This window comes from Acrocarpospora pleiomorpha, from assembly GCF_009687885.1.
GTDB classification, from domain to species: Bacteria; Actinomycetota; Actinomycetes; order Streptosporangiales; family Streptosporangiaceae; genus Acrocarpospora; species Acrocarpospora pleiomorpha.
In genome coordinates this window covers 1-23460 of record NZ_BLAF01000113.1, presented here as the reverse complement: position 1 = coordinate 23460, position 23460 = coordinate 1, and the positions used below count along the sequence as shown (strand labels likewise).

The 23460-nt window shown below is 66.7% G+C and carries 27 protein-coding genes; 19 read left to right on the top strand and 8 right to left on the bottom strand.

Annotated features, from left to right (window positions below; translation table 11 throughout):
• Window positions 1-799: 799 nt before the first annotated feature.
• The 7 genes from Aple_RS50010 (at window position 800) to Aple_RS55345 (ending at window position 7476) form a co-directional block, all read left to right on the top strand.
• Window positions 800-2047 carry a sensor histidine kinase gene (locus Aple_RS50010; protein ID WP_155351856.1) on the top strand — a complete coding sequence of 416 codons (1248 nt, stop codon included), beginning with the start codon at window positions 800-802 and terminating at the stop codon, window positions 2045-2047.
• Between the two features lie 112 nt (window positions 2048-2159).
• Entirely contained in the window at window positions 2160-2804 is a 645-nt protein-coding gene (locus Aple_RS50005) for a response regulator (RefSeq protein ID WP_155351855.1), read from the top strand.
• 2 nt (window positions 2805-2806) lie between these two features.
• The gene (locus tag Aple_RS50000; protein ID WP_155351854.1) at window positions 2807-3244 is read left to right on the top strand and encodes a hypothetical protein; all 438 of its coding nucleotides are present in this window, start codon (window positions 2807-2809) and stop codon (window positions 3242-3244) included.
• 35 nt (window positions 3245-3279) lie between these two features.
• Entirely contained in the window at window positions 3280-3561 is a 282-nt protein-coding gene (locus Aple_RS49995) for a metal-sensitive transcriptional regulator (protein ID WP_155351853.1), read from the top strand.
• Between the two features lie 95 nt (window positions 3562-3656).
• Entirely contained in the window at window positions 3657-3869 is a 213-nt protein-coding gene (locus Aple_RS49990; RefSeq protein ID WP_155351852.1) for a heavy-metal-associated domain-containing protein, read from the top strand.
• Window positions 3870-4180: 311 nt separating this feature from the next.
• A complete protein-coding gene (locus tag Aple_RS49985; protein WP_246265566.1) occupies window positions 4181-4831 on the top strand; it encodes a DUF8832 domain-containing protein in 651 nt (216 codons plus the stop codon).
• 14 nt (window positions 4832-4845) lie between these two features.
• Window positions 4846-7476, top strand: coding sequence for a heavy metal translocating P-type ATPase (locus Aple_RS55345; protein ID WP_155351850.1), 2631 nt, complete (start codon window positions 4846-4848; stop codon window positions 7474-7476).
• A gap of 133 nt (window positions 7477-7609) precedes the next feature.
• Here the strand turns inward: Aple_RS55345 and Aple_RS49975 are convergent, their stop codons facing one another.
• Window positions 7610-8155, bottom strand: coding sequence for a dihydrofolate reductase family protein (locus Aple_RS49975; protein ID WP_155351849.1), 546 nt, complete (start codon window positions 8153-8155; stop codon window positions 7610-7612).
• Between the two features lie 129 nt (window positions 8156-8284).
• Between Aple_RS49975 and Aple_RS49970 the strand changes: the two genes are divergently transcribed.
• The 4 genes from Aple_RS49970 (at window position 8285) to Aple_RS49955 (ending at window position 12421) form a co-directional block, all read left to right on the top strand.
• Window positions 8285-9514, top strand: coding sequence for an ABC transporter substrate-binding protein (locus Aple_RS49970; protein WP_174889998.1), 1230 nt, complete (start codon window positions 8285-8287; stop codon window positions 9512-9514).
• 127 nt (window positions 9515-9641) lie between these two features.
• A complete protein-coding gene (locus Aple_RS49965; protein WP_281361755.1) occupies window positions 9642-10520 on the top strand; it encodes a carbohydrate ABC transporter permease in 879 nt (292 codons plus the stop codon).
• Window positions 10517-11329, top strand: a complete 813-nt coding sequence (locus tag Aple_RS49960; protein WP_155351847.1) for a carbohydrate ABC transporter permease — start codon at window positions 10517-10519, stop codon at window positions 11327-11329. Before Aple_RS49965 ends, Aple_RS49960 begins: the two co-directional genes overlap by 4 nt.
• Window positions 11330-11332: 3 nt before the next feature.
• Window positions 11333-12421: an ABC transporter ATP-binding protein gene (locus tag Aple_RS49955; protein ID WP_155351846.1), complete on the top strand. Its 1089-nt coding sequence runs from the start codon at window positions 11333-11335 to the stop codon at window positions 12419-12421.
• Here Aple_RS49955 and Aple_RS49950 read toward each other — a convergent pair whose 3' ends face one another.
• Window positions 12422-12979 carry a hypothetical protein gene (locus Aple_RS49950; RefSeq protein WP_155351845.1) on the bottom strand — a complete coding sequence of 186 codons (558 nt, stop codon included), beginning with the start codon at window positions 12977-12979 and terminating at the stop codon, window positions 12422-12424.
• A gap of 192 nt (window positions 12980-13171) precedes the next feature.
• On the opposite strand from Aple_RS49950, the gene Aple_RS49945 reads away from it, so the two are divergent.
• Window positions 13172-13444: a hypothetical protein gene (locus Aple_RS49945; RefSeq protein WP_155351844.1), complete on the top strand. Its 273-nt coding sequence runs from the start codon at window positions 13172-13174 to the stop codon at window positions 13442-13444.
• Between the two features lie 172 nt (window positions 13445-13616).
• On the opposite strand, the gene Aple_RS49940 is transcribed toward Aple_RS49945, so the two are convergent.
• Entirely contained in the window at window positions 13617-13925 is a 309-nt protein-coding gene (locus Aple_RS49940) for a helix-turn-helix domain-containing protein (RefSeq protein ID WP_155351843.1), read from the bottom strand.
• Complete coding sequence (locus Aple_RS49935; protein ID WP_155351842.1) at window positions 13925-14290, bottom strand: type II toxin-antitoxin system RelE/ParE family toxin; 366 nt, start codon at window positions 14288-14290, stop codon at window positions 13925-13927. The genes Aple_RS49940 and Aple_RS49935 overlap by 1 nt, the downstream gene beginning before the upstream one ends.
• 541 nt (window positions 14291-14831) lie before the next feature.
• Here Aple_RS49935 and Aple_RS49930 point away from each other — a divergent pair.
• The 3 genes from Aple_RS49930 (at window position 14832) to Aple_RS49920 (ending at window position 18250) form a co-directional block, all read left to right on the top strand.
• Window positions 14832-16883 (top strand): glycosyl hydrolase family 28-related protein, encoded by a 2052-nt coding sequence (locus tag Aple_RS49930; protein ID WP_155351841.1) that lies wholly within the window; start codon window positions 14832-14834, stop codon window positions 16881-16883.
• A 118-nt stretch (window positions 16884-17001) separates the two neighbouring features.
• A complete protein-coding gene (locus tag Aple_RS49925; protein WP_155351840.1) occupies window positions 17002-17835 on the top strand; it encodes a PIG-L family deacetylase in 834 nt (277 codons plus the stop codon).
• A gap of 55 nt (window positions 17836-17890) precedes the next feature.
• Window positions 17891-18250, top strand: coding sequence for a PRC-barrel domain-containing protein (locus Aple_RS49920; RefSeq protein WP_155351839.1), 360 nt, complete (start codon window positions 17891-17893; stop codon window positions 18248-18250).
• A 60-nt stretch (window positions 18251-18310) separates the two neighbouring features.
• On the opposite strand, the gene Aple_RS49915 is transcribed toward Aple_RS49920, so the two are convergent.
• Window positions 18311-18907, bottom strand: a complete 597-nt coding sequence (locus Aple_RS49915) for a nucleotidyltransferase family protein (RefSeq protein WP_155351838.1) — start codon at window positions 18905-18907, stop codon at window positions 18311-18313.
• Between the two features lie 151 nt (window positions 18908-19058).
• On the opposite strand from Aple_RS49915, the gene Aple_RS49910 reads away from it, so the two are divergent.
• On the top strand, window positions 19059-19574 hold the full coding sequence (locus Aple_RS49910) for a DUF6328 family protein (protein ID WP_155351837.1): 516 nt from the start codon (window positions 19059-19061) through the stop codon (window positions 19572-19574).
• Here Aple_RS49910 and Aple_RS49905 read toward each other — a convergent pair.
• Entirely contained in the window at window positions 19545-20492 is a 948-nt protein-coding gene (locus Aple_RS49905) for a TIGR03557 family F420-dependent LLM class oxidoreductase (protein ID WP_155351836.1), read from the bottom strand. The genes Aple_RS49910 and Aple_RS49905 overlap by 30 nt on opposite strands.
• A gap of 61 nt (window positions 20493-20553) precedes the next feature.
• Between Aple_RS49905 and Aple_RS52670 the strand changes: the two genes are divergently transcribed.
• The gene (locus Aple_RS52670) at window positions 20554-20703 is read left to right on the top strand and encodes a GPGG-motif small membrane protein (RefSeq protein WP_170322064.1); all 150 of its coding nucleotides are present in this window, start codon (window positions 20554-20556) and stop codon (window positions 20701-20703) included.
• Window positions 20704-20774: 71 nt separating this feature from the next.
• Here the strand turns inward: Aple_RS52670 and Aple_RS49900 are convergent, their stop codons facing one another.
• Both Aple_RS49900 and Aple_RS49895 read right to left on the bottom strand, forming a co-directional pair.
• Entirely contained in the window at window positions 20775-21479 is a 705-nt protein-coding gene (locus Aple_RS49900; RefSeq protein ID WP_218038923.1) for a metallophosphoesterase family protein, read from the bottom strand.
• A complete protein-coding gene (locus Aple_RS49895) occupies window positions 21476-21730 on the bottom strand; it encodes a BON domain-containing protein (protein WP_155351835.1) in 255 nt (84 codons plus the stop codon). The genes Aple_RS49900 and Aple_RS49895 overlap by 4 nt, the downstream gene beginning before the upstream one ends.
• A gap of 159 nt (window positions 21731-21889) precedes the next feature.
• On the opposite strand from Aple_RS49895, the gene Aple_RS49890 reads away from it, so the two are divergent.
• Window positions 21890-22879, top strand: coding sequence for a glycosyltransferase family 9 protein (locus Aple_RS49890; RefSeq protein ID WP_218038922.1), 990 nt, complete (start codon window positions 21890-21892; stop codon window positions 22877-22879).
• A 93-nt stretch (window positions 22880-22972) separates the two neighbouring features.
• Window positions 22973-23185 (top strand): hypothetical protein, encoded by a 213-nt coding sequence (locus Aple_RS49885; protein WP_155351833.1) that lies wholly within the window; start codon window positions 22973-22975, stop codon window positions 23183-23185.
• Window positions 23186-23460: the final 275 nt, after the last annotated feature.

Genomic DNA, 23460 nt, shown 5'->3' with positions numbered 1-23460 from the left:
CCCCCGGCATGACCCCCCACTAGCGTCGCATCCGACCCCTGCCCCGCCCGGGGAATCGCACCCCACTCCGGCCCCGCCCGGGGCGTCACATCGCATCCCGGCGTGGCCCCTTCCAGCGCCGCACCCAACCCCGATCCACCCGGGCACCACGTCCAACCCCGGCATGGCCCCCACCAGCGCAACACCCAACCCCCACCCCGCCCAGGGGGCACACCCGACTCCGGCATGGCCCCCACTAGCGTCGCATCCAACCCGGGCCTTGCCCGCGGCGTCGCATCCAACCCCGGCCGCGCACCCGACTCGGCGCTTGGCCCCGTCTCGGACCGAGGAAGCACGTCTACAGGCAGCCACCGGGCAACCGCCCCTACGAGCGCGGCTAGATCATCACCATGGGCGCGGAAGCAGTGAGCCATAGAAGATCACAAGGATCCACAGAAGATCACGAGCCGATCGCCATCGAATCACCGCGAATTCGAGCGCGGCTGCGAGTATGGCGTCCACGGTCCTGCGGACGCGTTCGCCGCGCAGGGGCTGGTAGCTCTCGCCGACCCCGGCGATGAGGACGCTCCCAGGGGGTGGGAGAACATCCGTGCCATGGCTTTCGTGCGAGTGCCACGGCCTTGGCGGGGACGGGCGGAGTCCGAGGAGAAACACAGGGATGGGTGGGAGAACCACGGTATCGAGGTTGTGCCGGTTCCTCTGAGGAGGTGGCCCAACCAGGGAGGGTGGGGCCAGCACTACCCCATATCGGGATACCTCCGTCATGTTGCGAGGTCCGGGGGGTCCCTACCGTAGGGGCATGGCAACCTCGATCGAGACGACCACTCCCTGGGAGCGGGTGCGAGGGCACTGGGCGGGGCCGGCCTGGTTGCGGAGCGCGCATGTGGTGACCGGGTTTCCGATCGCGCTGGCGGCGGTGGCCGTCATCGGTGGGCTGACCGCGGCCTCGATCGTGCTGATCTGGACGGTCGTGGTGCCGGTGATCTCGCTCATGCTGTTGTTCCGATCGGTGCCGATCTTCACGAGGGTGCAACGGAACCGGTTCAACGCGTTTCTCGGTCTGGACATCCCGCAGGTGCCCCGGCGGGTTCCGGCCAGCTGGAATCCGTTCAAGGTGCTGTATATGGAAGCCAAGGTGGCGAGTACCTGGCGGCAGCTCGGATACCATCTGCTGGCTCCGTTGATCGCCGGGATCGGGTCGTTGCTGGTGATTCTGGCCTGGTCGGGGGCGCTGGTGGCGATCGCGATCGCCGTACAGATCTGGATCGAGGATGGCACCACCTGGAGGGGCACGCTGGCCATGCTGGTCGCGATGGGGCTGCTGGTGACGGGGCCGTGGGTGGCGAGAGGGGTGAGCGCGCTGGATGAGTACGCGGCTGCGGCCCTGCTCGGCCCGAGCCTCAAGGAGCAGTTGGCGCAGCGGGTGGAGACGCTCCGGGAGAGCCGCGCGGAGGTGATCGACGCCGCCGACACCGAGCGTCGCCGGATCGAGCGGGATCTGCACGACGGCACGCAGCAGCGGCTGGTGTGGCTGGCGATGAATCTCGGTATGGCCCGCGCCACCCTGACCGACTTGCCGGAGCCGGCCGTCAAGCTGATCTCCCAGGCGCATGAGGAGGCCAAACTGGCCCTCAAGGAGCTGCGGGACCTGGTCCAGGGCCTGCACCCGGCCGTACTCAACGATCAGGGCTTGGATGCCGCGCTGTCCGGCATCGCCGCCCGCGCCCCGGTCCCGGTCCGGCTGAACGTGGACGTCAAGGAGCGGGTCACCCCGACCATCGAGGCGGTGGCGTTCTTCGTGGTCTCCGAGACACTGACCAACATCGCCAAACACGCCGCCGCGTCCAGCGCGCAGGTGCTGGTCTGGCGAGAGGGCGATCGGCTGCACCTGGTCGTCCACGACGACGGCGAAGGCGGCGCCGACCCGGCCCGGGGCAGCGGGCTGCGCGGCCTGGCCCAACGAGTCGGCTCCGTCGACGGCGACCTGCGCATCGACAGCCCGCCCGGCGGACCCACCACGATCCGAGTGGAACTGCCATGCGCGTAAAGCCCATCGGACCAGCACGGTCGGTGCGGAATCCCCGGGTGTCCGGAGCCTGGCGGGTCGACCAGCGCGTGGACCCGGCAGGCGGGCTGATCGTGATTCGGGTGGGGATGTCATGCGGGTAGTCCTCGCGGAGGACTCGGTCCTGCTCAGGGAGGGGCTTGTCTGGGTGTTGCGGTCGGCGGGGATTGAGGTGGTGGCGGCTGTCGCGGATGCGGATGGGTTGCTCCGGGCGGTGGATGAGCATGTGCCGGACCTGGTCGTCACTGATGTGCGGATGCCGCCTTCGCATACTGATGAGGGGCTGCGGGCGGCTCTTGTGTTGCGCCGACAGCGGCCCAATATGTCGATCTTGGTGCTTTCCCAGTATGTCGAGGAGCGGTACGCGACGCAGTTGCTGTCCTCGACCACCAGCGGGATCGGCTACCTGCTCAAGGATCGGGTGGCCGACGTGCCGGAGTTCCTGGACGCGTTGCGCCGGGTCGCGGCGGGGGGTACCGCGCTGGATCCCGAGGTGGTGGCGCAGTTGCTGCTGCGGCGGCATAGTGATCCGCTGGACCGGCTGACCCGCCGGGAGCGCGAGGTGCTCGCGCTCATCGCCGAGGGCAGGTCCAATACCGGTATCGCGGAGACGCTGGTCATCTCGGAGAGCGCGGTCGGCAAGCACATCAACAACATTTTCGCCAAGCTCGACCTGCCGGGGGCTGAGGCGGATCATCGGCGGGTGCTGGCCGTGCTCCGCTTCCTGAAGGTGGGCTGAGGATGCGGGTCAACGCCTGGCGGGTCGTGGGCGGCGCCTTCACCGCCTTCGTCGTGATCGTCGCGGCGGTCACCGCCCACACCGAGCTCCTCTGGGGCGACGGCCTGGACGGCTCCGCCGACACCATGCTGATCTCCGCGCACCACTCCGAGACCCTGACCGAGGTGTACGTCCTCACCGCGCCGGTCCTGATCGTACGGGCGGGCGACGGCGTACAGGTGACCATCGTTCCCGGCACGGACAAGCAGCTGACCATCCGCCGCGAACTCAGCTGGACCGGCGACGATTCCCCGAACCTGCGCCAGTTCTGGAACGGACGAACCCTGCGCGCCGACGTGTCCTGCCGGGACACCTGCACCGCCGCGTACACGCTGAGCGTGCCCGCCAACGTCAAGGTCGAGCGGCCTGACGGCGCCCCGCTTGCGCCGGGAATACCGTAGGGGGGTATGGTGTTCCGTGAGCAGGAGGCAATGACATGCACGGATACACCGGCAACAAACCAGACCATCTCAAACGGCTGCGCCGGATCGAAGGGCAGATCCGAGGCCTGCAGCGGATGGTCGACGAGGACGACTACTGCATCGACATCCTGACCCAGGTGTCGGCCGCCAACCGGGCCCTGCAGTCGTTCGCCCTCGCGCTTCTCGAGGAACACCTCGCCCACTGCGTCGCCGAAGCCACCGCCAAGGGCGGCCCGGAGGCAGACGCCAAGGTCAAGGAAGCCTCAGCGGCCATCGCCCGCCTCGTCCGCTCGTGAACCGATCAATCACGCTGCAGGCCGGCTCATCATTCGGGGCGTCCTTGCCATTGCCTCAGATTCGTACGTTCGCCACTGACTTATAGGGATAGCTCATGACCACCAGCACCTTCACCGTTTCTGGTATGACCTGTGGGCACTGTGTCTCCTCCGTGCGCGAGGAAGTCTCGGAGATTCCCGGTGTCACCACCGTCGAGGTCGATCTGCCGACCGGCCTTCTCACCGTCACCGCCGCTACTCCTGTGGACTCCGAGGCCGTCTCGCGGGCCGTCAAGGAGGCGGGGTACGCGGTGACCGCATCGTCATGAACACCGCGGTAAAGCTCGGGGTCTACGTTTCCGGGCTGGTTGTGGTCTTCGGCGGAGCGCTGGGCGTCGGCGCTCTCGCCGGACCATCACCCGCTGGAACCCCCCAGACGAGTCATGAAATTTCGGATCAAACGGCAGGCCAGGCGCATGGCCACGGCACCGAGAGCCAGCCGGCCAGCGGTCAGGAAGGGTCCGGTCACGAAATGTCTGATCAGGAGGGGCACAGTCACGACGGATCCGGACACGGAGGGTCTGGTGACGAGGCCGAGGTTCCGGGTGGGCTGCAAGTGTCGGAGCGAGGATTCACCCTCGTGCCTGAGACCACAACCCTCACCCCCGGCCAGGAAACCACGTTCCGGTTCACCGTGGCCGGAACGGACGGGAAACCCCTCACCGCGTACAAGATAGAACACGAGAAGTATCTGCACTTCATCGTGGTCTCGCGGGATCTCGGCCACTTCCAGCACCTGCACCCGGAGTTGAACGACGGCGTCTGGTCGCTCCCCCTGAAGCTCCCGTCCGCCGGGACCTATCGCGCGTTCGCCGACTTCACCCCCAACCCGGGCGAGAACATCACCCTCGGCATGGACTTGTTCGCCCCAGGGGCGTACACACCCGAGCCCGCGCCCCCGACGAGCCGCACCGCCACCGTGGACGGCTATACCGTCACCCTCACCGGCGACCTCGTCCCCGGCGCCGCGAGCATGCTCACCGTCAACGTCACCAAAGACGGCAAACCGGTCACCGACCTCCAGCCCTACCTCGGCGCGTACGGACACCTGGTCGCCCTTCGCGCCGGTGACCTCGCCTACCTCCACGTCCACCCGGAAACCACGAAAACCGCAGGCCCGGCGATCACCTTCCACACCGAGGTGCCGAGCCCCGGCGGCTACCGCCTCTTCCTCGATTTCCAGCACGGCGGAACCGTCCGCACCGCGGACTTCACCGTCCAAGCACGCTAAGGGAGGAGCAGACGATGACGATCATCACCGACGAGCGGGCCAGACAGGCGATCGAGCTCTCGATCACCGGCATGACCTGCGCGTCCTGCGCCAACCGGATCGAACGTAAGCTCAACAAGCTGGACGGCGTCTCGGCCACGGTCAACTACGCCACCGAGAAGGCCACCGTCCACGCCGCCCCCGGCATCCCCACGGAAACCCTGATCGACGAGGTCCGCAAAGCCGGATACGACGCCAGCCTGCCCGCCCCGAAAACCCCGGAAACCCCGCAAGCGCCCGACGACCTAGCGCCGCTCCGGCAACGCCTGATCATCTCGATCGTCCTGTCGGTCCCGGTGATCGCGATGGCGATGATCCCGGCCCTCCAGTTCGACTACTGGCAGTGGCTCTCGCTGACCCTCGCGGCCCCCGTCGTCGCCTACGGCGGATGGCCGTTCCACCGCGCCGCCTGGACCAACCTCCGGCATGGCGCGGCCACCATGGACACGCTGGTATCGCTCGGCACCCTGGCCGCCTTCGGCTGGTCGATCTGGGCGCTGTTCCTCGGCACGGCGGGCATGCCCGGCATGACCCACCCGTTCGTGTTCGTCATCGAACGCGGTGACGCGTCGGCCAACATCTACCTGGAGGCCGCCGCCGGGGTGACCGCGTTCATCCTGACCGGCCGCTACTTCGAGGCCCGCGCCAAACGCCGCGCAGGTTCGGCCCTGCGCGCCCTGCTCGACCTGGGCGCCAAGGACGTCGCCGTGCTCCGCGACGGCCGGGAGACCCGCGTCCCCACCGACCAGCTCGCCGTCGGCGACCTCTTCGTGGTACGGCCAGGCGAGAAGATCGCCACAGACGGCGTGGTCGAGGAGGGCGGCTCCGCCGTCGACATCTCGATGCTCACCGGCGAACCCGTCCCCGCCGACGTCGGCCCCGGCGACCCGGTCACCGGAGCCACCCTCAACACATCGGGACGCCTGGTCGTACGCGCCACCCGCGTCGGCGCCGACACCAAGCTGGCCCAGATGGCCGCCCTCGTCGAGGCCGCCCAAGCCGGAAAGGCCCAGGTCCAGCGCCTGGCCGACCGCATCTCCGGCGTCTTCGTGCCGATCGTGATCGCCCTCGCGGTCGCCACCTTGGGCTTCTGGCTCGGCACCGGCGGCGGCGCGGCGGCGGCCTTCACGGCGGCCGTGGCCGTGCTGATCATCGCCTGCCCGTGCGCGCTCGGCCTGGCCACCCCGACCGCGCTCCTGGTCGGCACCGGCCGGGGCGCCCAGCTCGGCATCCTCATCAAGGGCCCCGAAGTCCTGGAGTCCACCCGCGCCGTCGACACCATCGTCCTCGACAAGACCGGCACGGTCACCGAGGGCAAGATGACCCTGATCGACGTCATCCCCGCCCCCGGCGAGGACCGCGACGAGGCCCTCTCCTTCGCGGCGGCCCTCGAACACGCCTCAGAACACCCCATCGCCAAGGCCATCACGGCCTCCGTCCGCGCCCTGCCGGCCAGCCTTGAAACCGGCAAGGCCAACACGGCCACCTTGCGCGCCCACCCCGATACCGGCAAAGCCAACCCGACCGCTCTACCCGCTGAAGTCGGCAAGGCCAACACCACCTCCATGCCCACCCACCCCGATACCGGCAAAGCCGACCCAACCGCTCTACCCGCTGAAGTCGGCAAGGCCAACACCACCTCCATGCCCACCCACCCCGATACCGGCAAAGCCAACCCGACCGCTCTACCCGCTGAAGTCGGCAAGGCCAACACGACCTCCATGCCCACCCGCTCTGAAACCGGCGAAGTCAAGGCGGCCGCTCACCCCGATTCCGGCAATGCCGTCACCACCTCCCTGCCCGCCCCGCGTAAGCCCATCGACGCTGAAATCAGCAGGACGACGACCCTGCCCAACCCCGAGGGTTTCGCCAACCTCGAAGGGCGTGGTGTCCGGGGTGTGGTCGACGGGCGTGCCGTTCTCGTGGGACGGCCCGAGCTGGTCGGTTCGCTGCCGCCCGAGCTCGAAGTCGCGGTGGCCGATGCCCAGGCCGCGGGCCGTACCGCGGTGGCTGTCGGATGGGACGGGAAGGCGCGGGCGGTGATCACCGTTGCGGACACCGTGAAACCGACGTCGGCCGAGGCGGTGTCGAACCTGCGGGCGCTCGGCCTGACCCCGATCCTGCTCACCGGCGACAACCAGGCCGCCGCCCGCGAGGTAGCCGCCGAAGTCGGGATAAATCAGGAAGACGTCATCGCCGACGTGCTGCCTGCCGACAAGGTGGACGCGGTCAAGCGGCTCCAGGCCGAGGGCCGGGTCGTGGCGATGGTCGGGGACGGCGTCAACGACGCGGCGGCGCTGGCCCAGGCCGACCTGGGTCTGGCCATGGGCACGGGCACCGACGCGGCCATCCAGGCCGCCGACCTCACCCTGGTCCGGGGCGACCTGCGGGTGACGGCCGACGCCATCCGCCTGGCCCGGCGCACCCTCCGCGTGATCAAGGGCAACCTGTTCTGGGCGTTCGCCTACAACGTGGCCGCCCTGCCGCTGGCCGCCCTCGGCCTGCTCAACCCGATGATCGCCGGAGCCGCGATGGCGCTCTCGTCCGCGTTCGTGGTGGCCAACAGCCTGCGGCTGCGCACGTTCAGGACGTCAGTTCGTCCTTGAACAGGCCATCATGCCGAGTCCCGGCCGCGAATGGCGGCAAGGGCGTGACACGGCCAGCGGGGTGCTGCTGAGCCAGGTGGCCTGATGTCGTGAGGGTGAGCGTGCGGCTTTGGGGTCGTCGCTCACCCTCGTGTTATTTGTCGGCGGGGGCGTACAGGACGGAGAGCACGCCGGTCTGCAGGGTGGTCGAGGAGACGACCTTGAGGGGGATCTGGTCGAGGCCGTCGAAGAGGCGCTGGCCGGCGCCGACGATGATCGGATGGATAAGCAGCTGGAGCTCGTCCAGGAGGCCGTGGGTGAGCAGCGAGCGCACGAGGGTGGGGCTGCCGCTGATGTTGATGTCCTTGCCGGGCTGGGACTTGAGGTTGGTGATCTCCTCGACGAAGTCGCCGTTGAGGACGGTGGTGTTGTTCCAGTCGGCTTTGTCCAGGGTGGTGGAGACGACGTATTTCTGGATGTTGTTGATGAAGCCGCCGAAGGGGTCCTCGTCGCCGGCGGCAGGCCAGTATTCGGACCACTCCTCGTAGAGCTTCCGGCCCATCAGCATGGCGTCCGCCGACTGCATGCCGCGGCCGATGACCTCGCCCATCTCGTCGTTGAAGTAGGGGAAGTGCCACTTGTCGGGGGACTCCACGACGCCGTCCAGCGAGATGAAGAATCCGGAAACGATCTTTCGCATTTCTGCCTCCTTGGTTGGCTTCAGCCTCTCACCGACAACTATTTTTGTCAACGCTGCTAGAACTGTCGGTTGGGGTCTCTTTAGGGTTTGCGGGCGTCCGCGAGATGGCGTTGTGGGTACGCCTCCCGCATGATCAGGACGGTCGCGGTCGCGCTGCTGGCGGGCGCCGTGGCGGGATGCGGGTCCTCGGAGGGCGGGATCGCGCAGGTCAACCTGTACAACGCGCCGCAGCAGAACATTCGGGCGATCGCCGATCGGTGCAACCGGCTGGCCGGGGGGCGGTATCGGATCGTCGTCAATGTGCTGCCGAGGGATGCCGACGGGCAGCGGGAGCAGCTGGTGCGGCGGCTGGCGGCTGGGGATCCGGGGCTGGATGTGCTCGGGCTGGATGTCACGTGGACCGCGGAGTTGGCCGAGGCGGGGTGGATTCGGGAGTGGACGGGGAGTTACGCGGAGCGGGCGCGGGCGGGGACGCTGGCGATGCCGTTGGATACGGCGATCTGGCGGGGGAAGTTGTATGCGGCGCCGTACAACACGAATGTGCAGTTGTTGTGGTACCGGTCGGATTTGGTGGCGGCCGCGCCGGTGACGTGGCAGGGGATCATGGATGCGGCCGGGCGGCTGGCGGCCGAGGGGAAGCCCGCTTATGGGGAGGTTCCGGGCGCTCAGTATGAAGGGCTTGTCGTCTGGTTCAACAGTGTGGTGGCGTCGGCCGGGGGTTCGATTCTCACGCCTGGTGGGGACGCGGTGGCGTTGGGGCCGCCCGCGTTGCGGGCGTTGGGGGTTATGCGGGCGTACGCGAGGTCGAAGGCGGCTGATCCGTCGTTGCCGAATACGCATGAGGATGAGGCGCGGTTGGCGGTGGAGGGTGGGCGGGCGGCTTTTGAGGTCAACTGGCCGTATGTGTACGCGTCGATGGCGGCGAATCGGCCGGATATATTGCCATATTTCAAGTGGGCGGGGTATCCGGGGATCGATGGGCCGGGGCGGTCGCCGCTGGGTGGGGCCAATTTCGCGATAAGTCGGTACTCGGGGCATCCGCGGGAGGCGTTCGAGGCGGCTCTGTGTTTGCGCGACGCGGAGAGCCAGCGGATCGCGGCGATCAAGGACGGGCTGCCGCCGACGATCGAGGCGGTGTACGCCGAGCCGGAGATGGCCCGGGTCTATCCGATGCGGCAGGCCATTCTGGACGCGTTGAAGACAGCGGCGCCGCGACCGAAAACGCCTGTCTACCAGAACGTGTCGACGGTGATCTCGGCTGTGCTTTCACCGCCCGCGGGAATCGATCCGCCGGTGACACTGGCGGACCTGCGGCGGCAGGTCGGGGACGCGCTGCAGAGCAAGGGCGTGTTGCCATGATCGGCGAAGGGAGCCTGGCTAGGCGCGGCAAATGTCCGCTGCCCGGCAACGACATCTCGGCCGGAGTCGCCACGTGCGTGCTACCTGGCAACGGCATTTCGGCCGAACGTGGCATAGGTGCGCTGCCGTGATCGGTGCAGGTGATCGGGGTGAGCGGCGGTTGGCGCTGTGGTTGTGCGCGCCGGCGACGATTGTCATGATCGCGGTCACCGGGTGGCCGATTCTCTACTCGTTCCTGCTGTCGTTGCGGCGGGCTGATCTGCGGTTTCCGGAAAATCAGCAGTGGATCGGGCTGGCGAACTACGCGACCGTGCTGAGCAATTCGTACTGGTGGACGGCGTTCGGGGTGACGTTGCTGATCACCGTGGTGAGCGTGGCGATCGAGTTGGTGCTCGGGATGCTGGTGGCATTGGCCATGTATCGCACGGTTGTCGGGCGGGGGCTGGTGCGGACGGTGGTGCTCATTCCGTACGGGATCGTGACGGTCGCGGCGGCCTATGGGTGGAAATATGCGTGGACGCCGGGCACGGGATGGCTGGCGAATCTGCTGCCGGAAGGAAGTGCGCCGCTGACCCAGCAGGGGCCCTCGATCGCGATCATCATTCTGGCCGAGGTGTGGAAGACGACGCCGTTCATGGCGTTGTTGCTGATGACCGGGCTGGCGCTGGTGCCGGAGGAGTTGCTGCGGGCGGCCTCGATGGATGGGGCGAATCGGTGGCAACGGTTCACGAAGATCGTCCTGCCGTTGATGAAGCCCGCGATCCTGGTGGCGCTGCTGTTCCGGACGTTGGACGCGTTCCGGATATTTGACAACATCTACGTGCTGACCAATGGCGCGCAGAACACCAGTTCCGTGTCCATCATCGCGTACCACAACCTGATCGGCGGGCTCAATCTGGGCATCGGTTCGACCATGTCCGTACTAATCCTGATAAGTGTGGCAATCATCGCGTTCGTCTTCATCAGGATGTTCGGCGCCGCCGCCCCCGGAAACGAACCCCAATGAAACTCAAATGGGGATTTATCGACATACTGGTAGTCCTGTATGCATTGATTCCGGTGTTGTGGATCGTGTCGTTGTCGTTCAAGGATCCGAGCACGATCACCGACGGCTCGCTGCTGCCGACCAAATGGACGTTGACCAACTACACCGGCATCTTCCGCAACGACGACTTCATCCGCGGACTAATCAACTCCATCGGGATCGGTCTGATCGCGACATTCGTGGCAATGGTCTTCGGCACCATGGCCGCGTACGCCATCGCCCGCCTGACCTTCCCCGGCAAACGCCTGCTGATCGGCTTCTCCCTGCTGATCGCGATGTTCCCGCAGATCTCGCTGGTCACCCCGCTGTTCCAGATCGAGCGCACGCTCGGCCTCTTCAACACCTGGCCGGGGCTGATCCTGCCGTACATCACCTTCGCCCTGCCATTGACCATCTACACCCTGTCCGCGTTCTTCAAGGAGATTCCCACCGAGCTGGAACGCGCCGCCACAATGGACGGCGCCACCCCGTTCCAGGCGTTCTGGAAGGTCATCGTGCCGCTCGCCGTGCCCGGCATGGTCACCACGGCGATCCTGGCGTTCATCTTCTGCTGGAACGACTTCCTGTTCGCGATCTCGCTCACCTCCTCCTCGGCGGCCAGAACCGCCCCCGCGACGATCTCGTTCTTCACCGGAAGCTCCCAGTTCGAGGACCCGACGGGGTCGATCGCGGCCGCGGCGGTGGTCATCACGATCCCGATCGCGATCTTCGTGCTGTTCTTCCAGCGCCGGATCGTGGCCGGCCTGACCTCCGGCGCGGTGAAGGGATGACCGATGGCTGAGATCGTCCTCGACGGCGTGAGCAAACGTTTCCCTGACGGCACCACGGCGGTGCACGACATCAACCTGACCATCGCCGACCGCGAGTTCGTCATCCTGGTCGGCCCGTCCGGCTGCGGCAAGTCGACCACACTGAACATGATCGCCGGACTGGAGGAGATCACCTCCGGCGAGCTCCGCATCGACGGCGAACGCGTCAACGAGCGCGCCCCCCGCGACCGGGACATCGCCATGGTGTTCCAGTCCTACGCCCTCTACCCCCACATGACCGTACGGGAGAACATGGCGTTTCCCCTCACCCTTGCCAAGATGCCCAAACCCGAAATCTCCGCGAAAGTCCAGCACGCCGCCGACCTGCTCGACCTGACCCCCTTGCTGGACCGAAAACCCGCCAACCTCTCCGGCGGCCAGCGCCAGCGCGTCGCGATGGGCCGGGCCATCGTCCGCGACCCGAAGGCGTTCCTGATGGATGAACCCCTGTCCAACCTGGACGCCAAACTCCGCGTACAGATGCGCACCTCGATTTCCCGCCTGCAGAAACGCCTCGGCACCACCACCGTCTACGTCACCCATGACCAGACCGAGGCGATGACCCTCGGCGACCGCATCGTGATCATGCGATCCGGCGTCGTCCAGCAGGTCGGCACCCCCCAGGACCTCTACGACCACCCCGCCAACCAGTTCGTCGCGGGCTTCATCGGCTCCCCCTCGATGAACTTCCTCCCCGCCGAGGTCCACCCCGACGGCCTCCACACGATCATCGGCACCATCCCGTACGGCTCCCGCCCGCGCCGACTCCCCCGCGAGGTCATCGTCGGCATCCGCCCCGAACTCTTCCAGGACACCCGCATCAGGCACGGCGCCTCGTTCACCGGCACCGTCGACATCATCGAATCCATGGGCGCGGACAAGCTCGCATACTTCACCTTCGAATCCGGCGCCACCACCTTCACCGCCGGCCCCCAGGTGGTCGCCCGCCTAGACCCCAAATCCCCCATCCGCGAGGGCGAACCCGCCACAATCTGGTACGACCCCGCCGCGCTCCACGTCTTCGACCCAACCTCAGGCGCCAGCCTCACGTAGTCACACCACGGGTTCGCCGCTCCGCCGAGCTCGTGGCGTGACCGTGAGCCGACGCCGTACGACCGGAGGAGGCGCGAACTCGGACCGCACCGAAGCACGCTCCCGGCTCGGCGTGATCACCGGGACGACGTCCGGGTGGAAGATCTCGCGGGTGTAGCGGGCCGCGATGCCATTGGTCGTGGTGAGGATCTCGCGCCACGCGGAGATACGGTGAATTCCGCCGGGTTCTCCCCAGTACCAACGGCGAGTACCGACCCGAAGCACCTCATGCTGGTCGCGATGCGAGCCTGCTTCGCCGTTCAGATCCACGTACGCGACTATCACCGCGGCCGAGCCGTCGGCACGTTCCAGACGAGACTGCCGGGCGGTCAGGAGCTCCCCTTCCGGAATGCCAAGGCGTTCGCGAAGACCGCGGGGAATGAGCACGGCCGCAGGCTGTTTGCCGTGTCTCGTAGTCCTGGGGCGTAATGGCTCGGTGACCAGTGCCTGGAGGAGCCGCACCGCGGAACCGTCATACTGGAGCACCATTCGGGTGACGGGAGTGTCGAGAGGATTCACGTACCACGACCTCAGGTCGATTCCGCTGGTAATTCCGCAGTATAAACGGAATTATTGACAGAATCTGTAAACGTCGCTGACAGCATGGATGCGCCTGACTTCCCCGGATCCGCCCCGGTAGACCCCGTAGCGCCGACGACGGATACGCGGCAGGATCTCCCCCATACACCCTCGCCGACGGGACGAGCCGAGATGCCCACCGTTTCCAAAAACGCCGCCCGCATCGCCAGCTGGCTAGGCCTCATCGGCCAACTCTGCACCCTCACCTTCTACGGCGCCAGCGGCCTTCTAGCCCCCACCTGGGCCATCACCACCCTCCTCCTCGCCTGGCTCGCCCTCCTGGCCATTGCCATCCGGTCCGTCCGCCAGAACTCCCCCTGGGGCCTCCTCATCCCCTTCCTCTCCATCGCCCTCTGGTTCGCCACCATCTCCGCCGGCGAAGCCTTCCTCAACTGGAAGGCCTAACCGGCCAGTACTTCGGCGGAACCGCCCCCGGATCCACCACACGCAACCGACTGCGACACCAGCGGCCTCGGCTGATTCTCAATCCACGCGCCAGGCGGCAAAAGCATCCACCCGAGGCTGTTGCCGATCGCGGCGGAAGCGGCTTGACAGAGCGCGTTCTACACCTTTGACATCAAGCCGCGTGGGCCTCGAACCACAGGGAGCCCACGTCGTGGCCCGGGGTGAGGCGAACGTCCGCGTCGAGGGCGGCCGCCAGGTGCCGTAGCAGGGCCACAGTGGGTTCGGTCCCGCCCTCTTCGATGCACTCGATCTCGTCTTCGGTCATGTTCGCCCGTGCCGCGAGTTGGGCGACCGTCAAGCCAAGGGTGGTCCGCCAATCGTACAGAGCCTTGCCGAAAGCGAGTGCCTCCCGGATCGCGATGCGTTCGGGGTCGTCCGCCTGCACATCGGGGCGCGTCCAGCGGGTGTGGTAACCGGCCATCACACCTGCCTCTCAAAGGTCCCAGCGGCTGGGCCGTGATGATCCCGTTCGCAGATCTTCTGCGCTCGGACGGCTCGATCGATCTGTCTTTGGTCGTGCTGTTTGATCTTGCGAAAGACTGTGAGCATCACGATACTTCTGGTCGCAGTACACCAGTACGTTACCCGGACCGCAACGTCTCGAAGCCGGATCCGACGTTCCCACACCGGTCCTTCCAGATGATCCGACCACGGGCCTCCAAGTTCGACGCCTTTCTCGGCCAGAAGACCTGCTACCTCATCCACCCTCTTGAAGTCGCTGTCACTGAGGGCGTCAAGCCAGTCACGAACCTCTGGCTCCAACTCGAACCTATACAGATCGCGCACACGGCCACCTTCAACGCAACGTACATTTCCGATTACCGGGGTGACGCTAGTGGAGCGAAGTCCCGTAGATCTTACGAACCGGAATTCTCGGAAAATGCTGCGCTCTTCTTATGTAACGAATGTATTGATTTCGGCCAATTTGCTAATTCGAGGATGGTCCACGGTCGATAGCAGTGGCGCCTGAGGTTAAGGAGACGGAGGCGCCGCTCGGCGCCCACGGATCGTCGCGATGGTGTGGCTGGTGCGCTTCGAATACGAACTCAGGCCCGGAGAGACAGCCGGGGGTGTCCCACGCTTCTAGATCGGTAGGCCGGTCCTCGTGCTGGCAACCTTTTGACCGTGTTACGAAACCTTGCAATGACTTGCTATGTGTTGCGCAAGAATCTGTGTGTGGAGCTGCAGGTCGGTAGCAAAGAGGCGAAACTATCTCGCAGGGACCTTGTGGAACGGGGTATGGGCGGCCTACTGTCGGCTCACCCTGTGGTGTTCTCCGTCGTGAAGGCCGGCAGGGTGCTCACCCCCCGAGAGAAACGAGCAGACGATGGCACGGAGCAGGACCGGTGTGTTGACGAGGGCCGGCAGGCCGTTACGACGGGCCGCGGGGGCGGTCGTGGTGGCGGTTGTGCTGGGGATGGGGGCCGTGCTCAGTGGGGCGGCCGTGGCGGAGGCGAATGCGGTGGGGCCGGTGGTGACGCGGGCGGCGCTCGATCCGGCGCTGGTCGCGGGGCGGGGGGCCAGTGTGGCCTTCGCCGAGCAGGAGGCGGAGAACGCCACCACCAATGGCACGGTCATCGGGCCGGACCGCAGCGCGTACACGTTGCCGGCGGAGGCGTCGGGGCGGAAGGCGGTGCGGCTGACGCCGGGGCAGCATGTGGAGTTCGTCCTGCCGAGCGCGGCCAACGCGATCAACGTGCGCTACAGCATTCCGGACGCGCCGAACGGCGGCGGCATCACGGCGCCGCTGCAGGTCACGGTCAACGGCAAGGACCGCAAGACCATGACCCTGACCTCGCAGTACGCGTGGCTCTACAACCAGTATCCGTTCTCCAACGACCCGAACGCGGACCTGCTCCACCCGGACTGGTGGATCACCGAGTGCGCCTGCGTGCCCAACGCCACCACCCCGGCGCCGGTGATCACCAAGCCGTTCCGACCGAGCCACTTCTACGACGAGCAGCGCCTGCTGCTGGGCAAGAAGTACAAGGCCGGGGACAAGGTGCGGCTGACCGTGCCGGCCGGGAGCAACGCCGCATGGACGGTCATCGACCTGCTCGACTCCGAGCTCGTGGGCGCGCCGCATGTGCGCGTGCTGGCCGCCAACGTGCTGCTGTTCGGCGCCGACCCGCTCGGCCGGCGCGACTCGGCGGACGCGTTCGACAAGGCGATCGCGTTCGCGAAGCGCAGCCACCTCAAGGTGTACGTGCCGCCGGGCGTCTACCAGGTGAACCGGCACATCATCGTCGACAACGTGACGATCGAAGGGGCCGGGAACTGGTACACCATCATCAAGGGCAAGGAAGTCGCGCTCGATCCGCCGGCTCCGGATGGTTCCGTACACACCGGTGTGGGTTTCTACGGTAAGGACGCGGCGGACGGCGGCAGCAGCAACGTGCACCTGTCCGGGTTCACCATCGAGGGTGACGTGCGGGAACGCATCGACACCGACCAGGTGAACGGCATCGGCGGGGCGATGAGCAACTCGACCATCGACGGGCTCTACATCCGGCACACCAAGGTCGGCCTCTGGTTCGACGGGCCGATGAGCAACGTCAAGGTCACCAACAACATCATCGTCGACCAGATCGCGGACGCCCTCAACTTCCACATCGGCGTCACCAACTCGCGGGTGTCGAACAACTTCGTCCGCAACACCGGCGACGACGGCCTCGCCATGTGGTCGGAGAAGACCGCGAACGCGAACAACACCTTCGACCGCAACACCGTCCAGACGCCGGTCCTGGCCAACGGGATCGCCGTCTACGGCGGCAAGGACAACACGATCGCGGGCAACCTGGTCGCGGACCCGATCCGCGAGGGCAGCGGGATCCAGGTCGGCTCCCGCTTCGGCGCCGAAGCCTTCACCGGGAACATGTGGATCACCAACAACACCACGGTCCGGGCCGGGACGTACGAGCTGAACTGGAACATCGGCCTCGGCGCGATCTGGTTCTACGCCCTGGAGAAGAGCATCGACGCCAACATCCAGGTGGTCGGCAACCACTTCCTGGACAACGGCTACAACGCGATAATGCTGGTCAGCGAGTGGGGCGTGAAGGACCTCTACTCGATCAGCAACGTGCACTTCAAGGACATCCGCGTGGACGGCACCGGCACCTCCGTGGTCAGTGCCCGGGTGAAGGGTTCGGCCACCTTCGAGAACGTGGACGCCCGTAACGTCGGCGCCGTGGGCATCAACAACTGCGGCTCCTTCAACTTCCCGCCGACCGGCTCCGAGTTCTCGATAACCGATCTGGGCGGCAACGACGGCGGCGGCACCACCGGCCCGTGGATGGCCCCCTGGGAACTCCCCAACACCATCACCTGCGACGACCGCCCGCCGGTCGTCACTCCCCCGGCCCCGTCCCCCTGGTAAACACCCCGTGCCGCCCGAGGAATCTCCTCGGGCGGCACGCGTCTGTACGGAATCGCAGGCATCGCCCCGGTGTTCGATAATCCTTGAGGGGGGTCGGACAAGCTACGGGAGTCGTTTCATGGATCGAGAGCTCAACGAAAAAGAGCTCACCGTTATGGCGGTGCACGCGCACCCTGACGATGAGGTGATGGGTACCGGGGGAATGCTGGCTCGCTACGCCGACGAAGGCATCCGCACCGTCCTCGTGACCTGCACCAACGGCGAGCAGGGGGACGGCCCCGGCGGCGTGAAACCCGGCGAGCCCGGGCATGACGACGACGCGGTCGCCAAGGTGCGGCTGGGCGAGTTGCGCGAGTCTGCGGCGCATCTCGGGATCAGACATGTCGAACCGCTCGGGTTCCGCGACTCGGGCATGGACGGCTGGGACGGCAACGGGCACACCGACGCGTTCGCCAACATCCCCGTCGAGGTCGCCGCGGAGAAGTTGAGCGACCTGATCCGGCGTTATCGGCCCCAGGTCGTCGTGGCGTACAACGAAAAGGGCGGGTACGGCCACCCGGATCACATTCAGGCGCACCGGATCGCGGTGGCCGCCGTGGAGGCGACCGGTATTCCGGACAAGTTCTACTACACGGCCACGCCGCGCAGCTGGATGGCCGACATGGTCGCGTACATGACCGAGTCCGGAATGGACACCGAAGGGTGGGATCTGGAGGAGTTCACCGATCCCGACGACCAGATCACCAGCGTGCTGGACGTCTCCGACTACTTCGAACGGAAGATCAAGGCGATGGCCGCCCACGCCAGCCAGGGCGACAGCGAATTCATGCTGAACATTCCCGACGAGATCCAGCGGCGCATGTTCGCAGGTGAGGCCTACATCCGGCGGTGGTCGAAGGTGACCGCGCCCGACCACGAGGACGACCTTTTCGCCGGGCTTCGCGGGAGTTAGATGTTTCGTGCCGTCTCGACGGGTAGCCGAACTCCCAACGAAGGGAGAGACAACCATGACACCGGATCTTTGGTCGTACCGTTCCGACGTGTACGGCACCGGACAGACCCTTGACGTCATCGGTTACGACGTCGAGGCCACGGACGGCAAGATCGGGTCCGTGGACGAGGCTACCTACGAGGTCGGCCAGAGCTACCTCATCGTCGACACGGGGCCGTGGATCTTCGGCAAGAAGGTCATGCTCCCTGCCTCCGTCGTCACGCGGATCGATCCGCAGCAGCGGAAGGTCTTCATGAGCCGGACGAAGCAGGAGATCAAGAACGCGCCGCAGTTCGACGAGTCGGAGTTCAAGGACCCGACCTACCAGGGCACCCTCGGGGAGTACTACGGACGCTTCCCCTACGGAACCCCGTAAGAAACGCTCAATCCCCTAGTTGGGAGGGCCGCGCCACCGTGCGCGGCCCTTCCCGCGTGATCAGGGCCAGATGATGTCCGTCACGGGGTTCGGCGGGGAGATCACTCCCAGGCGCTCCAGCAGCACGAGGAACGTCGACGCGTACGGCGAATGCGCCACCACTCCCGCCACCCGGTCCCAGTCGACCTGCTCGCGCAGCGCCCGCACGGTCGGCAGCAACCCCCCGTAGTCGCAGCTGTGTTCCGACATCGGCAGGATCCACGAGATCACCAGATCGGTGGCCTCCAGCACCGGCAGGCTCAGCGCCGCCGTGCTCAGCCAGTCAGCTCGCGCGATCACCGCCTCGGTGACCGGATGATCCGCCAGCGAGAAGATCAGATCGACCAGCACGCCATCCTTGTCATATGCCTTGACCAGCCAGTCCTCCGGTGGACGCTCGGTACGGAACCCCATGCCCTCCAGCGTCTTGAGGGCCAGCGGGACATCCTCCTCGACCAGCGCGAAATCCACGTCGTGCAGGGAGGGCGCGGCCCCGCGCGCGTATCCCGCGCAACCCCCGGCCAGAGCGAATCGCACGCCCACCTCCTTGAGGCCGGAACCAGCCCGTTTGAGCGTGTCCAGGATGCCGTCGGTGACGGCGTGACTGTGACTCCCCACCAGCACCGAATTGCCCCGACACGTTCACCCCAAACAATCAGGGGTAGGGCGGGGCCATGACCAAGTCCCCGCCACCATGACCTGGGCCCACGGGACACGGCAGGCGGGCGATCCCGGTGGAGGCCGCGGCGAGCCGCCGAAGGAGGCGTGAATGGCTGACGATCAGGTGCGTCCGGTGGCGAATCCCGACGAGAATCCGAAAGAACGGCTCGATCGGGAGCTGGGCGAGCTCCTTCAGGGGCTGCGCGTCGCGGCGACCGGCGTGCAGGTGCTGTTCGCGTTCCTGCTGACGTTGCCGTTCTCCAGCGGGTTCGGCAAGGTCGGCATGGCCGGGAAGTGGCTCTACTACGTGGCCCTGGTGGCCGCGGCGCTCGCGTCCATCTGCCTGATCGCGCCGACCACCCAGCATCGGATCATGTTCAGATCGGGGCTCAAGGAGATCGTGCTGCGCCGGGCCAACGAGCTGGCGCTGGCCGGGGGGATCGCCATCGCCGTCTCGATGATGTGTTCCACCGCGCTGGCGGTCGAGGTGTTCCTCGGCGCCTGGCCGGCCGTGTTCCTGGCGGGCGGGATCGCCCTGCTGAGCGGCTGGCTGTGGTTCGTGCTGCCGCTGGTCACCCTCCGCCGCCATCGGCGGCTACCGCAGCTGGGGCAGCACGACCGTTGAGTAGAACTCGAAGAACTCCTCCTGTTGCGGGCCGATCTGGGAGATGTAGATCTCGTCGTAACCGGCGTCCACATACTCCCGGATGCCCCGCAGGTGGTCCTCCGGGTCGGGGCCGCAGGGAATCTTCAGCGATTCCGGGGTGACAAGCTGGGCGAGTTGCTCGAAATGCCGGGGCAGCGGCAGCAGCTGCTCGGCTTCGCCGCTGATGGCGGCGGTCGGCCAGAGGCGGTGGGCCGTCAGGCGGGCCTCCTCCTCTTCGGTGCCCCAGCAGACCTTGAGCCCGGCCGCTGTGGGTTTGCCCGCGCCGCCGGACTTGTGGAAGGCGTCCACGAGCTCCTGGTCGGGCTTGACGGAGATGTATCCGTCGCCGATCCGCCCGGCCAGTTCGACGCTCTTGGGGCCGAGGCCGGAGATGTAGATGGGCGGCGGCTGCTCCGGGAGGCCGTACAGGCGGGCGGTTTCGACCTCGTAGAACTCGCCGTGGTAGGTGATCAGCCGGCCGGTCCACAGCTCACGGATGATCTCGACGGCCTCTTCGAGCATGAGCCGCCGGTCGGCCGCGGGTGGCCAGGCGGTGCCGAGGATGTGCTCGTTGAGCGCTTCACCGGTGCCGACGCCGAGCCTGAACTTGCCGTCGAGCAGGAGTTGGGCGGTGGCGGCGGCCTGGGCGATGATCGCCGGATGGATCCGGACCAGCGGGCAGGTGACCGCAGTCGTGACGGGCAGCGACACGGCCTGCGACAGCGCGCCGATGACCGACCAGACGAACGAGCTCTGCCCTTGCGCGGCGATCCACGGATGGTAGTGATCGGAGATCCACAGTGCTTCGAATCCGGCCTGTTCCGCCAGTTTGGCTTGGCGGATCAGGTCTTTGGGTGAATGCTCCTCGCTGGCGAGGAAGTAACCGAAAGTTGTCATATGAGACTCCTGCCCAGTGGGATCGCGTTAATGACCCATTTGTCGGGGCAGTGGGGGGCCTATGGCTACTCTACTTTGGCTCATCGCCGTAGTACTGGTGATCTCCGGGATCTACGTCATCCTGGCCCGTCGGGACATCCTCTGGGGGATCGTCCTTATCGTTCTCGGGTTCCTCGTGGGCCCGGGAGGTGTCAGCATCTTCAATGTCTAGGTAAACGTAAAATGAGCGAGCAGGATAGTGGCGGGCATTCGCCCGCCGCCGTCCTGTTCGCTCAAACCCGATCAAAGCCCGTAGATCGCGTACGACCTTCCGAGCACGGGCAACGCGACATTGCGCACCCGGATTCCGCCAGGTGTGGCACCCTTCTCGGTGCCCGCGTGCGCGTGACCGTGAATGATCAGATCGGCGCCTGCCGCGTCCGCGGCCTCCGCTAGGAGATAACTCCCTAAGAATGGGTAAATTTCCGGTGGTTCTCCCGCGAGTGTGTCCTTGACCGGGGCGTAATGGCTGAGCACGACGCGATGATCGGTGTCCAGCCCTTTCAGCGCGATTCGCCAGCGTTCCGCGATCTCACGGGTATGCCGGACAAAAGCCTTCGTCTCCTGTTCGCCGAACTCGTTCGCGCATTTTCCCGCGAAGCCTCCGCCGAATCCTTTTCCGCCGGCGACGCCGAGCTTTCCGCCGAACAGCACCTCGGCGGAATCGTCCAGCACGAAATGCCCGGTCTCCCGCAACATCTCCATGATCTCCTGCTCGGCGTCCGAATGGTAATCATGGTTGCCCAGCACGAAGACCACCGGAATGGCCAACCCACGGAACTCGTCGGCGATCACCTGGCCCTCCTCGACCGTGCCGTGCCGGGTCAGATCGCCCGCGACGAGCAGCACATCGGCCCGGTCCTCGATCCCGTCCAGCCGAGCCCGATAGTTCCCCCGGGCGTGCTCGCTGAGATGGATGTCACCCACGGCCGCGACCCGGATCGTCACAGCAACTCCTCTTCGCCTGGCTCCCCGACCGCCACGCAGATCACCTCGTTGTGCACGACCAGCCCGGGCGCCGCCTCCGCGGCCACCTCCGCGACCCGCTCCCGCTGGTCCTCCTCACACACCTGGCCCCGCAGGAACAGCTGATCTCCCCGTATGTCCACCTTTATGCCGAGTTCGTTGGTGCGCTCGTCCTCGGCGATGGCCCGCTGAACACGAGCGGCGACATAGTGCGGCGGATCCCAAATGTCCATGCCGCTGGGCTGCCCCGCATCATCCAGACAAAACCCAAATGTTTGCCATGGACCAGCATGGATAGATCTATACGGAATCTTGTGCCTAGGACGCAGGCACCTCCATCGCTGAAGCATGCTGCCGTTTGGCAGCACGTGCCCGCCGTTATCCGCCTATGCGTGCGCGCGCTCGGCCGGAAAGGAACGCGTCTTGAGAACAACGATCACCGGCTGGGCCTGTTGACGACCGCCCTGGTGTTGCGCGCGCTCGGGCTCGGCGATCTGCTGACGGCCGTCCCCGCGCTGCGCGCGTTACGCCGGAGCGGGTTGCGGGTCGCGCTCGCGTGCCCGCCCGAACTCAGCGAGGCCGCCGCGCTCACCGGCGCGGTGGACCGGATCATCCCGACCTACGACCGGGAGCCGATCGTCTGGCCCGGTGTGGCCGAACGTGACTCCGACCTGCCGTTCATGCCCGAGCTCGCCGTCAACCTGCACGGGCCTGGGCCGCGCAGTCACCAGATTCTGCGCGATCTGCGGCCCCGGCGCATGTGGGCCTATCAGACGGAGGACTTCCGCAACGGGCCGGGCTGGGATCCCGCCGAGCATGAGGTGCAGCGCTGGTGCCGTCTGGTCGACTGGTACGGCTTGCGCAGCGATCCGCGTGACCTGTCCCTGCCCACGCCGTTGGTTCCCAGTGGTTTCCCCGGTGCGGTGGTCATCCATCCGGGGGCGGGGTCGACCGCTCGGCGCTGGCCCGCGGAGCGGTTCGCCGACGTGGCCAAGGCGATGGCCCGGCTCGGGCTCCCGGTGGTGATCACCGGAACGCGGCGGGAACGGCCGCTGGCGCTGTTGGTGGGGACGCGGGCCGTGTTGCCGCCGCAGGTCGTGCTGGCGGGGCGTACCACGCTGCGGGAGCTGTGCGCGCTGGTGGCGGGGGCGCGGTTGGTGATCAGCGCGGACACGGGGGTGGCGCATCTGGCCACCGCGTACGGCATCGCGTCGGTGACCGTGTTCGGGCCTGAGCCGCCCTCTCGGTGGGGACCCCCCGAGGATCAGCCCCGGCACCAGGCCCTGCATCGCGGTCCGGATCCCGCGGACGTCACCACCGCCGAGGTGCTCGCCGCCATCGATCGCGTCCTGAAGCGCCCGGAAGTAAAGGTCATGGAATAACTCGGAACCCGTTCTCCCTTGGCGATATCGGCGAGGATGAAAGGGTAGGGGCTCGGTATGACACAGGAACAACGGTCGCCTACCGGGAAGCCGATGGTGCCCACGACCCCGTTGGATGTCATTCACATCCGCCTGGGGTCGTATGCGCTGGTGTTCTGCCTCGCGGTTCTGGTCCTGTCGCTCATGACCAGGCTGTGGTGGCTGACCGCCATCGCTGCGTTCCTCGGGGTGTTCGTGGTCATTGACATCATCCGCGCGAGCCGGCGCCAGAGTTCCCTCGGCGGCGGCCCCCAATCGGAAGGTTGACGAGCGGCTCGCACCCTCGATCTTCCGTCCACGCCCCGATCTCCCGGCATCAATGGCCGAGGCCGAGAGATCGGGGCCCAAAGCTTCTTTCCCCCCAACAAATCTCAAACGTGCCCTACAGCGGCTCGGGGTGGTTGTCCCACCCACCCAGCCCTTTTGTTTCCCCTCGGGCTCCGCCCGCCCCCGCGGTCGCCGTGGTTGCCCCATGGAAACGGCTGTCGTGTTGCCGTGGTTCTCCCACCCGCCCAGCCCTTTGTTTTCCCTCGGGCTCCGCC

Bases quoted from the DNA above. Each gene is read 5' to 3' on its own strand.
- Aple_RS50010 (WP_155351856.1), top strand. From the start codon at position 800: ATGGCAACCTCGATCGAGACGACCACTCCCTGGGAGCGGGTGCGAGGG.
- Aple_RS50005 (WP_155351855.1), top strand. From the start codon at position 2,160: ATGCGGGTAGTCCTCGCGGAGGACTCGGTCCTGCTCAGGGAGGGGCTT.
- Aple_RS50000 (WP_155351854.1), top strand. From the start codon at position 2,807: ATGCGGGTCAACGCCTGGCGGGTCGTGGGCGGCGCCTTCACCGCCTTC.
- Aple_RS49995 (WP_155351853.1), top strand. From the start codon at position 3,280: ATGCACGGATACACCGGCAACAAACCAGACCATCTCAAACGGCTGCGC.
- Aple_RS49990 (WP_155351852.1), top strand. From the start codon at position 3,657: ATGACCACCAGCACCTTCACCGTTTCTGGTATGACCTGTGGGCACTGT.
- Aple_RS55345 (WP_155351850.1), top strand. From the start codon at position 4,846: ATGACGATCATCACCGACGAGCGGGCCAGACAGGCGATCGAGCTCTCG.
- Aple_RS49975 (WP_155351849.1), bottom strand. From the start codon at position 8,155: ATGCGAAAGATCGTTTCCGGATTCTTCATCTCGCTGGACGGCGTCGTG.
- Aple_RS49970 (WP_174889998.1), top strand. From the start codon at position 8,285: ATGATCAGGACGGTCGCGGTCGCGCTGCTGGCGGGCGCCGTGGCGGGA.
- Aple_RS49960 (WP_155351847.1), top strand. From the start codon at position 10,517: ATGAAACTCAAATGGGGATTTATCGACATACTGGTAGTCCTGTATGCA.
- Aple_RS49955 (WP_155351846.1), top strand. From the start codon at position 11,333: ATGGCTGAGATCGTCCTCGACGGCGTGAGCAAACGTTTCCCTGACGGC.
- Aple_RS49945 (WP_155351844.1), top strand. From the start codon at position 13,172: ATGCCCACCGTTTCCAAAAACGCCGCCCGCATCGCCAGCTGGCTAGGC.
- Aple_RS49940 (WP_155351843.1), bottom strand. From the start codon at position 13,925: ATGGCCGGTTACCACACCCGCTGGACGCGCCCCGATGTGCAGGCGGAC.
- Aple_RS49930 (WP_155351841.1), top strand. From the start codon at position 14,832: ATGGCACGGAGCAGGACCGGTGTGTTGACGAGGGCCGGCAGGCCGTTA.
- Aple_RS49925 (WP_155351840.1), top strand. From the start codon at position 17,002: ATGGATCGAGAGCTCAACGAAAAAGAGCTCACCGTTATGGCGGTGCAC.
- Aple_RS49920 (WP_155351839.1), top strand. From the start codon at position 17,891: ATGACACCGGATCTTTGGTCGTACCGTTCCGACGTGTACGGCACCGGA.
- Aple_RS49910 (WP_155351837.1), top strand. From the start codon at position 19,059: ATGGCTGACGATCAGGTGCGTCCGGTGGCGAATCCCGACGAGAATCCG.
- Aple_RS49905 (WP_155351836.1), bottom strand. From the start codon at position 20,492: ATGACAACTTTCGGTTACTTCCTCGCCAGCGAGGAGCATTCACCCAAA.
- Aple_RS52670 (WP_170322064.1), top strand. From the start codon at position 20,554: ATGGCTACTCTACTTTGGCTCATCGCCGTAGTACTGGTGATCTCCGGG.
- Aple_RS49895 (WP_155351835.1), bottom strand. From the start codon at position 21,730: ATGGACATTTGGGATCCGCCGCACTATGTCGCCGCTCGTGTTCAGCGG.
- Aple_RS49885 (WP_155351833.1), top strand. From the start codon at position 22,973: ATGGTGCCCACGACCCCGTTGGATGTCATTCACATCCGCCTGGGGTCG.